Origin of the sequence: Aliihoeflea sp. 40Bstr573, from assembly GCF_024105655.1 — a bacterium.
Taxonomy (GTDB): domain Bacteria; phylum Pseudomonadota; class Alphaproteobacteria; order Rhizobiales; family Rhizobiaceae; genus Aliihoeflea.
Genome location: NZ_JAAAMH010000004.1, coordinates 214785 through 226480, shown reverse-complemented (window position 1 = coordinate 226480; position 11696 = coordinate 214785). Strand labels below are relative to the sequence as shown.

At 64.1% G+C, this 11696-nt stretch carries 9 protein-coding genes; 1 reads left to right on the top strand and 8 read right to left on the bottom strand.

The annotated features are described in order from the left end of the window. Positions 1-11 precede the first annotated feature (11 nt). The 8 genes from tsaE to GTK01_RS07755 all read right to left on the bottom strand — a co-directional run bounded on the left by tsaE (position 12) and on the right by GTK01_RS07755 (position 9662). Entirely contained in the window at positions 12-1502 is a 1491-nt protein-coding gene (tsaE, locus tag GTK01_RS07790; protein WP_252925306.1) for a tRNA (adenosine(37)-N6)-threonylcarbamoyltransferase complex ATPase subunit type 1 TsaE, read from the bottom strand. A 6-nt stretch (positions 1503-1508) separates the two neighbouring features. Continuing rightward, positions 1509-4085, bottom strand: coding sequence for an ATP-binding protein (locus GTK01_RS07785; RefSeq protein WP_371924295.1), 2577 nt, complete (start codon positions 4083-4085; stop codon positions 1509-1511). A 132-nt stretch (positions 4086-4217) separates the two neighbouring features. Then, positions 4218-5615, bottom strand: coding sequence for an adenosylhomocysteinase (gene ahcY, locus GTK01_RS07780; RefSeq protein WP_252925304.1), 1398 nt, complete (start codon positions 5613-5615; stop codon positions 4218-4220). 144 nt (positions 5616-5759) lie between these two features. Continuing rightward, positions 5760-6053, bottom strand: coding sequence for an HPr family phosphocarrier protein (locus GTK01_RS07775; protein WP_252925303.1), 294 nt, complete (start codon positions 6051-6053; stop codon positions 5760-5762). Beyond that, positions 6050-6451, bottom strand: a complete 402-nt coding sequence (locus GTK01_RS07770; protein ID WP_252925302.1) for a PTS sugar transporter subunit IIA — start codon at positions 6449-6451, stop codon at positions 6050-6052. Before GTK01_RS07770 ends, GTK01_RS07775 begins: the two co-directional genes overlap by 4 nt. Positions 6452-6715: 264 nt before the next feature. After that, positions 6716-7144, bottom strand: coding sequence for an HPr kinase/phosphorylase (locus tag GTK01_RS07765; protein ID WP_252925301.1), 429 nt, complete (start codon positions 7142-7144; stop codon positions 6716-6718). 4 nt (positions 7145-7148) lie between these two features. Then, a complete protein-coding gene (locus tag GTK01_RS07760) occupies positions 7149-8930 on the bottom strand; it encodes a stimulus-sensing domain-containing protein (RefSeq protein WP_371924294.1) in 1782 nt (593 codons plus the stop codon). Between the two features lie 30 nt (positions 8931-8960). Beyond that, positions 8961-9662: a response regulator transcription factor gene (locus GTK01_RS07755; protein ID WP_252925359.1), complete on the bottom strand. Its 702-nt coding sequence runs from the start codon at positions 9660-9662 to the stop codon at positions 8961-8963. A 345-nt stretch (positions 9663-10007) separates the two neighbouring features. Between GTK01_RS07755 and GTK01_RS07750 the strand changes: the two genes are divergently transcribed. Further along, positions 10008-11618, top strand: coding sequence for a phosphoenolpyruvate carboxykinase (locus GTK01_RS07750; RefSeq protein WP_252925300.1), 1611 nt, complete (start codon positions 10008-10010; stop codon positions 11616-11618). Positions 11619-11696 lie beyond the last annotated feature (78 nt).

Here is an 11696-nt window from a genome sequence, read left to right as displayed (position 1 = left end):
GTTCGCCGGGGTCACACCGATCCCTCCGGCAGCACCTTCATGGACCTGTAGAGCGCGCGCAACTCGGCCAGCGCCTCGTGCCGCGTCGCGCGCTCCAGATAGTCACGTATGCGCGGCAGATGCTTCAGATAGTGCGGCTTGCCGTCGCGCCGGTCCAGGCGCACGAAAATACCGATGATCTTCGAATTTCTCTGCGCCGCCATGATTGCATAGGCCTCATCGAAACCGGCGCGATCGAAAGCCGCGCCTCGCGCCTCGACATAAGCATTGACGATATCGGCTTCCAGCACCTCGGAAATCGTCACGCGCGCGTCCATGGCGAGTGACGCGACGTCGTACGCTGCAGGTCCGATGAGTGCGTCCTGAAAGTCAATGATGCCGACGCGACCGGTTCCCGCCTCCTCCTCGCGCCAGATGATGTTCGGCGAGTGGAAGTCCCGCAGGACAAGGCTCTTCTCGGCGGTCTCCAGACGATCGAACAACGCCTGCCACGCCGCCTGGAACGCGCGCCGTTCCGCCTCGGTCGCTGGGCGACCTGCGGCAAAGGGCAGATACCAGTCGATCAAGAGTTCGGTCTCGATCGCCATAGCGCCGCGATCGTAAGCCGGCACAACATATGCTTCGCCGCTCGCCAGAGGGGCGGAGGCCGGCCACTGGCGCTCATGCAGGGTGGCGAGTACATCGGCAGCGGCGTGATATCGTTCCGCGATCGGCTTGCCGTCTGCGTCGAGCACGATGTCGCGGCCGAGATCCTCGATGAGAAGCAGCCCCGCATCAAGATCGGTGGCCCTGATTTCCGGCGCGCAGAGGCCGTTCGCCCGCAAGGCCTCCCCGATGGCGACGAAGGGCAGCACGGATTCGGCCAGATGCGCGATCTGGCTGTAGGGCTTGCCGTCGCGGATTGGTGGTCCGTCGGGCTGGCGCGGAGCGTTCATCAGAATTTCGTATGCGCCGTTGCGATCGACCGTCTCGTAGCTGCGGGCCGAGGCATCGCCTGCCAGATAGCCACGAACTGCGCCTTGGCGGTCCGCTTTGTCGAGAAATTCGCGAATGACGAAGGTGCGCTCGAACCGCGCAATGGCTGCCTCCGGGCCATCGATCGTCATTCGCCGGCCAAGGCCGTCTTCCAGAAGTTTCACGTGAATCGTGGTTTCGGGAAGGTAGACGCCCGCCTTATCCGGCCATTCGACCAGCGCAGCGCCGTCTGCCAGCGCCTCGTCGAGCCCAAGTTCCTGCATCTCGTCAGCGTCGCCGATCCGGTAAAGATCGAAATGCGCCACGGGCAGCCGGCCGGAATAGGTCTGGACGAGCGTGAATGTCGGGCTTGGCACTTCGAGATCGGCATCGGCTGCAAGAGAACGGATGATAGCACGCGCCAGCGTCGTCTTGCCGGCGCCAAGATCTCCATGGAGCGCAACGGCGTCGCCCTGCCTCAGCGCAGCGGCAATGTCGTTGCCGGCCTGCCGCGTCGCGGCTTCGTCTGCAAGCAGGCGGTCGATCATACGGCCCTACTCCGCCGCCGCGCGGTTCTGCGTGGCGACAGCCGGAAGGCGGCAGATCACCGTCGTGCCCTGATCGCGGCCGGTCCTGATCTCCACCTTCCCCGAGTGCAGCTCGACGAAACTCTTGACGATGGAAAGGCCGAGCCCCGCGCCGCGTTTGCGACCGCCATTCGCGTGCGACTCGAAACGCTGGAAGATCGTTTCCAGGACCTCGTCGGACATGCCGGGCCCGTCGTCGCTGACGCGGAATTCGACCATTTCGCCTCGAAGCGTCGTCACGTCCAGCCTCACGGTCGATCCTTCCGGGGCATAGTTCGCCGCGTTGTTGAGGAGATTATAGAGAATCTGGCGCAGTCGATGCCCGTCGGCGTGGATCGTGGCAGGCGCTTGCGAGAGATCGACCGCGAGCTTGATGTTATGTTCGCGCAGCCGTTCGACAACGAGGTCGGATGCCGAACGGACCGCTTCATCAATGACGATCTCGCCGATATCGAGTTCCATGATGCCCGCGTCCACCGTCGCCAGATCGAGAATGTCGTTGACGATGGTCAGCAGCACCGCCGAGGACGAGCCGATATGGCCGACATATTCGCGCTGGCGTTCATTGAGCGGACCGGTCCCACCGAGCGACAAAAGCTCGGTGAAGCCGATGATGTTGGTCAGCGGCGAGCGCAGTTCATAGGACACGTGCTGGACGAAGTCGTTCTTCAGCCGGTCGGCGCGCTCCAGCGCCTCGTTTCGATCCTTCAGCGCACGCTCGACATTGACGCTGTCGGTCACGTCGACGAACGTCGTCATCACCTGGCCATTCGGCAAGTGGATGACGGCATAGCGCAACACCGCGCCATCGCGCATTTCGGCCTGTCCGTGCCGGTCGCGGCGTTCCTCGTCGAACCCGGTCACCACCGAGACGAGTTCGCCCCACGGGCTGTCGATGGCGTGTCCCTCGCATGCGGCGCGGATCACGGCGATGTGGGTGCCGGTCTTCACGAGCCCTTCGGCAAGGTTCCACAGATGAGAGAAGGCGGGATTGGCAAGGCGCACCTTGCCGTCCGGGCCGAACACCGCGACGCCCTCGGCCAGATTGTCGAGCGTCTCGCCCTGCACGCGCACCGCCGAATGGTAGCGGCTTTCCAGATTGAGCTGTTCGGTCAGGTTCTCGAATACCCATGTCACGCCGCCCTTGGGCTGCGGATTGCCGACGACGCGCAGCGTGCGCCCGTCGGGCAGATGCCAGACGTGCTCCTGCGGATCGATGGCGCGGTAAGCGGCAAGGATCGTCTCCTTCCAGCGGCGCCATTCGGGCTGTTCGGCCAGCTTGCCGTCGCTGCGCAGCCTGTCGAGCAACAGCGTCTGATCGGGCGCGCTTTCGAGAAAGGCCGGGTCGAGTGCCCACAATTTCTGGAAGGCCTGATTGAAGAAGAGCAGCTTCTGGTCGGCATCGAATATCGCAACCGCCGTCTGGAGCTGGTCGAGCGTGTCGGCGTGGCTGATGATGGTGCGCTGATATTCCTCGCGGATCGCCTCGACTTCCGTCTTGTCGAGCGCCAGGCCGGCAGACGCGTCCGGCGCGGAAAAATTCGTCACCGCATACATGTGCCGTTCGCCGCCGACGACGACTGACAGTGTCTGCTCGAAGATCGGCCGGGCCAGATGATGCCGCGCCACGGCTTCCCGGGCATTTTCCGACAGAAGCTCACGTTCTTCGCGCAGAACCGCCTCGGGCGAGGTGGCCTCGACCAGCCGCGCGTAGGCCTTGTTGACCCATTCAAGCTTGCCGCGTCCGTCGCGCAGCCAGAACGGTGCCGGCAGCGCATCGATCAGCGCCAAGATCGTTTCGTGGTCGCGCAACACGCGCTGGTGATCGAGCTTCAGCTCGGCCAATTCCTGCTGGCGGCGCGACAGGGCGGTGAATCGCACCACGCAATGCGACAGGCTGGAGCGACCCTGCGCCTCCATCACGGTTCCGGAAATCGTCTCGATGACGAGTTCGAAACCCACCCCCTTCTCTCGAAGCTGGGCGAGCGCGCGCTCCAGGGCCGAGGCCGATTGTGGGGTCAGCCAGCGGCCGAAGGCGAGAAAGGTCGCGCGCTCCTCGGGCGCACCGGCATCGGCGGGAAGCGCGCCGATCAGTTCAGGCCGCGCGTTGCGGTCGCTCCAGACGACGACGCGCTGGTCGCGCAGATTGAGGAGCGCCTCAGCGCGCTGAAGCGACGTGCCGAGATCGCTGAGCCGCGCCTTGAGCTGCTGGTTCTCGCGGTCGATGCGGCCGCGCTCGCGGATAAGGAGGAAGGCGGATATGAAGGCAGCGGAAACGACGCCCGCGAGAAGGGCGAACTGCGCCACGCTGCTGACCTCCAGACCGTCGCCGGCCTGTGCGAAGGCGGCGCGGGGGGCGAGTGCCGTCGTCGCGCCCAGCACGGCGGCTGCGGCGCGCAGGCCGAGCCTTCCCGCTCGCCGGCGCGCATCCGTCCGCAATGCTGCCGCTTCGCCTCGTGCCAACGTCCCACCTCTCAGCCGCTCAAATGGGACCTGTCTGCTGTCCAAGTGCTCCCGAGCTCCCGGATCGCCCCCACGAATCATGGCCCCACGAATCAAGCCAATGTATCGCCTCGTCCGGACTGCGTGAAGCTTGCGGCACCTTGAAACAACTTCGGCGGCAATGAAGCCGCCGAAGAAATTCCCAGGTGTTGCGCGCGCGTCGCGTCGCGGACGTCAGTAGCGGTAGTGCTCCGGCTTGAACGGACCGGTCGGGGTCACGCCGATATAGGCGGCCTGCTCGTCCGACAAGGTGGAAAGCCGCGCGCCGAGCTTGTCGAGGTGAAGCCGCGCAACCTTTTCGTCGAGGTGCTTGGGCAGCACATAAACCTCGTTTTGGTAGCGCTCGCCCTTCGACCACAACTCGATCTGCGCCAGCACCTGGTTGGTGAACGATGCAGACATCACGAAGCTCGGATGGCCGGTCGCGTTGCCGAGGTTGAGCAGACGCCCCTCGGACAGCAGGATCATGCGCTTCCCGTCGGGGAAGGTGATCATGTCGACCTGCGGCTTGACGTTCGTCCATTTCAGGTTGCGCAGCGCGGCGACCTGAATCTCGTTGTCGAAATGACCGATGTTTCCGACAATCGCCATGTCCTTCAAAAGGCGCATGTGTTCGAGGGTGACGACGTCCTTGTTGCCGGTCGTCGTGATGACGATGTCGGCGGTCGGCGCGGCATCTTCCAGCGTCACGACCTCGAATCCGTCCATCGCCGCCTGAAGCGCGCAGATCGGATCGACCTCGGTGACCTTGACGCGTGCGCCGGCGCCCTTCAGCGAAGCGGCCGAGCCCTTGCCGACGTCGCCATATCCGCAAACGACGGCGACCTTGCCCGCCATCATCACATCGGTACCGCGCCGGATCCCGTCGACCAGCGATTCCTTGCAGCCATACTTGTTGTCGAATTTCGACTTGGTGACGCTGTCATTGACGTTGATGGCCGGAAACGGCAGGAGGCCGGCCTTCTGGAGCTGGTAGAGCCGGTTGACGCCAGTCGTCGTCTCTTCCGTTACGCCCTTGATCGCGTCGCGCTGGCGGGCAAAGAAGCCCGGCGTCTCGGCGAGGCGCTTTTTGATCTGAGCGAAAAGGATCTCTTCTTCCTCGGAGCCCGGCTTCGAAAGCACGTCCTCGCCCGCCTCGGCACGCGCGCCGAGCAGGATGTACATGGTCGCGTCGCCGCCATCGTCGAGGATCATGTTTGAGGGCTGGCCGTCCGGCCATTGGAAGATCCGGTCGGTGTAGGTCCAGTAGTCCTCGAGCGTCTCGCCCTTGATCGCAAAGACTGGCGTGCCACCCGCAGCGATGGCGGCAGCGGCGTGGTCCTGCGTCGAGAAGATGTTGCACGAAGCCCAGCGGACGTCGGCGCCAAGCGCCTTCAGCGTGTCGATCAGCACCGCCGTCTGGATGGTCATGTGCAGCGAGCCGGTGATGCGTGCGCCTTTCAGCGGCTGGTCGGTACCGAATTCTTCGCGGCAGGCCATCAGGCCCGGCATTTCTGTCTCGGCGATCTCGATTTCCTTGCGGCCCCAATCGGCCAGCGAAATATCGGCGACTACATAATCATTGGCGGCCATGAACGGCTCCCTGTCTGACATATCGGTGAAGGGTCATCGGCCGCGCACGGCCTTTCATGGCGCGGTAACTAGCAGACCGACAGCCGATCGGCAATGGCACATAAAGACATCGTTATGTCATGAAGAGGCGACTGACGCCGAGGTTCAGACTTCCTCGCCAAAGCGGTCTGCGACCAGCGTTTCGATCGCCCGCATCGCCTCTTCGGCCTCCGGACCCGAGGCGGAGACGCGGATGCAGCAGCCGGGACTGGCGGCCAGCATCATCAGTCCCATGATGGAGGTGCCGCCGACCGTCGTGCCATCCTTCTCGACGTGGATGGTCGCGTCGAAGGCGCCTGCGGTCTGGACGAACTTCGCCGACGCACGGGCATGCAGGCCGCGCTGGTTGACGATCGGCAGGTCTCGGACGATGGATGGGCGGTCGGTCGTCTCGCTCATTTGGCGTTCAGAACCTGGCTTGCGACATTGATGTATTTGCGGCCGGCATTTTGTGCCTCTTCCAAGGCCTTCAGCATGTCGTCGCCCTTGCGCACGCTGGTGAGCTTGATCAGCATCGGCAGGTTGACGCCGGCAATGACCTCGACCTTGCCCGGCTCCATGACCGATATGGCGAGGTTCGACGGTGTGCCGCCGAACATGTCCGTGAGGACCACGACGCCTGTTCCGCTGTCGGCCCGGCGAATGGCCTCGACGATATCGAGCCGACGCTGCTCCATGTCGTCCTCGGCTTCGATCGAAACCGTCTCGAGCTGGTCCTGATGGCCGACGACGTGCTGGACCGCCGATCGGAATTCATCGGCCAGCCGCCCATGCGTGACGAGCACGATGCCGATCATGCCGGGCGTTTCCCCTTGCCGGTCGTTCTGTCTGCACGTTTCCGCCGGCCCCACAGCGCGGTGCGTGTCTCGGTCAATTGGTGCTCCGTAAGCTTTGTGTCGTGCCGAATGCCGTGCCGGCAGACCGGATCTGATCTCTTCTCAGTTTGGCGCCGGTCTGTTCCCTGCGACAGGGCCGGTATCCTTGTCACGACTACGCCGGTTGACAAGGTCGAATCCGCCGCAGTCGGCCTGCTTTCGCATGATTTGAGACTTGAGTGTGGCCTAAAGTCCCGATTTCGGCTGCATGAGCGCGAAGGCGACATGTTGACGCGCCGGGGTGCATGCGCGCCATGGGAGACGCAGAAACGGCACTCCGTTCCAGAACGCTGCATCGGGCATGCGCTCCACACTCTCGGGATCGACCAAGTCGACGACGAGGTCGACCACGGCGCGCGGCTCGAAGGAACGCGCGACAATGCCGATCCCGCGCATCTCGATCTGGCCAGCGATGACGGAAGGTGCGCGACCGATCAGCCGGCCGTCGGCTCCACGCTCGATCAACACCCGGTCGTCGCTCACGAGCAGCGCGAAACCACGCGCATGGGCGATGAGGTCAAGCGCCAGGCTCGACTTGCCGCTTCCGGAGGGACCGGTGATCAGGACACCGCGGTCGCCGAGGATTACAAGCGTGGCATGGATGTTTTCGGCCACCGGATCAGTCTTCGGCGGGCAGCCTGACGGTGAAGCGGGCTCCGCGAAGGTCGCCCGGCTTGCCGCCTGGAATGTTCTCGGCCGTGATGGTGCCGCCATGCGCCTCCACGATCTGGCGGCTGATCGACAGGCCGAGGCCCGAATTCTGGCCAAAGGCCTCGCCGGATGGCCGGTCGGTATAGAAGCGCTCGAAAATGCGGTCGATGTTTTCGATGCGGATGCCCGGTCCGTTGTCCTCGACGGTGATCAGCACCCAGCGCTGCGTGCGCGCCAGCGTAACCGTCACGCGGCCGCCCTCCTCCGGTACGAAGGAGCGCGCATTCTCCACCAGATTGGTCACGACCTGTCCAAGCCGCAGATCGTGACCGTGCACGATGAAACCGCGGCTCTGGTGCGGTGCCTTCTCGACCTTGAAATCCAGCCTGATCGCCTTGGCGTGGGCGCGGCTCTGCTGCGAGATGAGCTGCGTCAGGTCGCCGACCAGCTTCTCGACGTCGACGCGGCCGGCATCCTCGCGCGCGAGCTCGGCGTCGAGGCGCGAGGCGTCGGAAATGTCCGTGATCAGCCTGTCGAGCCGGCGCACGTCGTGCTGTATCACTTCCATCAGGCGCGCACGCGACTGATCGTTCTTGGCCAGCGGCAGGGTTTCCACGGCGCTGCGCAGCGAAGTCAGCGGGTTCTTCAGCTCGTGGCTGACATCGGCGGCGAAGCTCTCGATTGCCTCGATGCGCGCGTAGAGCGCGTTTGTCATGTCGCGCAGCGCGACCGAGAGATTGCCGATCTCGTCCTGGCGGTCGGAGAAATCGGGGATTTCCTCGCGGTTCTTGCCGCCGCGCCGCACGCGCACCGCCGCCGCGGAAAGCCGGCGCAGCGGGTTTGCAATGGTCGATGCGAGAAGCATCGACAAGATCGCGGTGACGAGCGCGGCCACGCCGAAAAGCCTCAGGATCGCGCGGCGCTCGGCCGCCACGATGCGATCGATGTCGCCGCCTTGCGTCGACAGCATCAGGACACCGTGAACCGCCCGAAAGCGCTGTATCGGCACCGCGACCGAGACGATCTGTTCGCCCCTCTCGGAGAGGCGCACGAGATAGCCGGGCGTGCCGTTCGCCGCAGCTACCACTTCCGGAAAGGCCGTACCGGTGCCGCCGGGCTGCTCCCGGTAGATCGGCAGATCGGTGCGGCGGAAGAATTCGGTGTACATCACCCGCAACCGGTCGAAGAAGCTGGGTTCCGCCGGCACCACCGGCGGCAGGTCATAGCGCAGGATCTGGCCGCGCGAATAAAGGTGACGCGAATCCAGCAGCAGGTTCATGTCCGGATCGAAGATGCGCGCGCGCGTATGAGTCGGCGAGATCAGGCGGCGCAGCACCGGCGCCACCTTTTCCGGGTTGATCGGAAATTCGAGGCTGTCGAGCGCGCGCTGGTCCGGCGGCAGACTCTCGCCCGCCTGAAGTTCGAGCAGCTTTTCCGGGTCGATGGTGATCGAATCGGTCTCGACCGTCGCCGAGGCGGCGATCGCGCCGGCGATGATCTCGCCTTGCGTCATCAGGCTTTCCACGCGCGCATCGATCAGCCCGTCGCGGAACTGGTTCATGTAGAGGATGCCGACGACGAGCACGCCCAGCGCAGCCAGATTGAGGAACAGGATGCGCTTGGTGAGGCTTGAGAACATGTACTGGCCGAGCAGGCGCCGCATCGCGCGCCAGGACCGCGTCCAGCGCACCACGCTTGGCCTTGCTGCACGCGGCAGCGTCCTGACGGGTCGGTCCGTATCAGCCGCCATGTCTCATCCGGCTACTCCGGTCCCTGCGGCTCAGGCTTCGCGGAAGCGGTAGCCGACGCCGTAGAGCGTTTCGATCATGTCGAAACTGTCGTCGACCGATTTGAACTTCTTGCGCAGCCGCTTGATATGGCTGTCGATGGTCCGATCGTCGACATAGACCTGTTCGTCATATGCCGAATCCATCAGCGCGTCACGGCTTTTGACGACGCCGGGTCGCTGCGCGAGCGAGTGCAGGATCAGAAATTCCGTCACCGTCAGCGTGACCGGCTCGCCTTTCCAGGTGCAGGTGTGCCGCTCCTGATCCATGACGAGCTGGCCGCGCTCGAGCGAGCGCGCCTGCTGCGTGGCAGGCTTGGCTCCCGGCTCGCGGGCACTCGCCCGGCGCAGAACCGCGCGGACCCGCTCGACCAGGAGGCGCTGGGAGAACGGTTTGCGGATGAAATCGTCGGCTCCCATCTTCAGGCCAAAAAGCTCGTCGATTTCGTCATCCTTGGAGGTCAGGAAGATCACAGGCAGGTCGGTCTTCTGGCGCAGCCGGCGCAGGAGTTCCATGCCGTCCATGCGCGGCATCTTGATGTCGAGGATCGCAAGGTTCGGCGGGCGTGCGCCGAGCCCTTCGAGCGCCGACGCTCCATCCGTATAGGTCTCGACCCGATAGCCCTCGGATTCGAGCGCTATCGAGACCGACGTGAGAATGTTGCGGTCGTCATCGACAAGCGCGATCGTTGCCATCTCAAGCGGCTCCTTCATAGGCGGCTGTCCCTTGCTCTCAAAAGAAACGCGGCCCGTCTCTTGGGGGACAAATCTGGTACAAAATGTGGCACAGATTTCGCGCCGTGTCACAGCCTGCGTCCAAATAGTGCCGGCCCTTCCCGCCGCCATATGGCAACGCCACCTCAGCTTTAAAGTAGATATAACCGATTTAACGCACGGCCCGAAGTTTTAAATCGATTAATGATTTGATATCGCTAGGCTTTTCTGTTTCTGGACCATTGAACCCTGCATATCGGTCGCCGGAGCGGCGCGGGTCGTGCAGGGTTTCTCTATTTCTTCGGTGCGGCTTTTTAGGTGGAGCAGATGACGGAAATCGGTAAGCGCAACCCCGCCTGCGGGATCGACGCCAGCGGTCTGAACGACCTCGGCAAGGTCCATTACAATCTCGGCGCTGCCGAACTCTACGAGGAATCGCTGCGGCGCGGCGAGGCCGAACTGACGGCCCATGGCGCGCTCGTTGCCCGTACCGGCCAGCACACCGGCCGTTCGCCCAAGGACAAGTTCATCGTCGAGGACGAGATGACGGCGTCCCGCGTCTGGTGGGACAACAACAAGAAGATGTCGCGCGAGGCGTTCGACCGGCTCCATGCCGATTTCCTCGAGCACGCCAAAGGCAAGGACCTCTTCGTGCAGGACCTGATCGGCGGCGCCGACGCCGCGCACAGCCTGCCGACGCGCGTCGTCACCGAATATGCCTGGCACTCGCTCTTCATCCGCAACCTCCTCATCCGCCCCGACGCGGCCGATCTTGCCGGCTTCGTTCCCAAGCTGACGATCATCGACCTGCCCTCGTTCCGCGCCGACCCCGCGCGTCACGGATCGCGCACCGAAACCGTCATCGCGGTCGACTTCTCGCGCATGATCGTCCTCATTGGCGGCACGTCCTATGCGGGCGAGATGAAGAAGTCGGTCTTCACCGCGCTTAACTATCTGCTTCCGGAAAAATCCGTCATGCCGATGCACTGTTCGGCCAATGTCGGGCGCGACGGCGATTCGGCTGTCTTCTTCGGTCTGTCCGGCACCGGCAAGACCACGCTTTCGGCTGACCCGACCCGCACGCTCATCGGCGATGACGAGCATGGATGGGGCGAGGACGGCATCTTCAATTTCGAAGGCGGCTGCTACGCCAAGACCATCAAGCTGTCGGCCGAAGCCGAGCCTGAAATCTTCGCGACCACGCGCCGGTTCGGGACCGTGCTCGAGAACGTCGTCCTCGATGAGGCCCGCGTGCCGGACTTCGACGACGGATCGCTGACCGAGAACACGCGCTGCGCCTACCCGCTCGATTTCATCCCCAATGCAAGCGAGACGGGCGTCGCGCCGCACCCAAGGAACGTCATCATGCTGACGGCCGACGCTTTCGGCGTCATGCCGCCCATCGCGAAGCTGACGCCGGCGCAGGCCATGTACCACTTTCTTTCCGGCTACACCGCCAAGGTTGCCGGCACCGAAAAGGGCGTGACCGAGCCGGAGGCGACGTTCTCGACCTGCTTCGGCGCGCCCTTCATGCCGCGCCATCCCTCCGAATACGGCAATCTCCTGAGGGATCTGATCGCCCGCCACGACGTCGATTGCTGGCTGGTCAACACCGGCTGGACCGGCGGCGCATATGGCGTCGGCAAGCGCATGCCGATCAAGGCGACGCGCGCGCTCCTCGCTGCTGCCCTCGACGGCTCGCTGCGCGATGCCGAGTTCCGCACCGATGCGAATTTTGGCTTTGCGGTTCCCGTCGCGGTCGACGGCGTCGATTCGTCGATTCTCGACCCGCGCTCGACCTGGGCCGACAAGGCGGCCTACGACCGTCAGGCGGCGAAGCTCGCGGCCATGTTCACGGACAACTTCACCAAGTTCGAGGAACATGTCGACGCGACCGTCAAGGACGCCGCGCCGCGCTACCAGGAAGCGGCCGAATAGACCTTCCCACCATTCCAACGAAAGGCCCGGCATCGACCGGGCCTTTTCTTTTGACCACGGCCAGTGCAAATCTCGCTT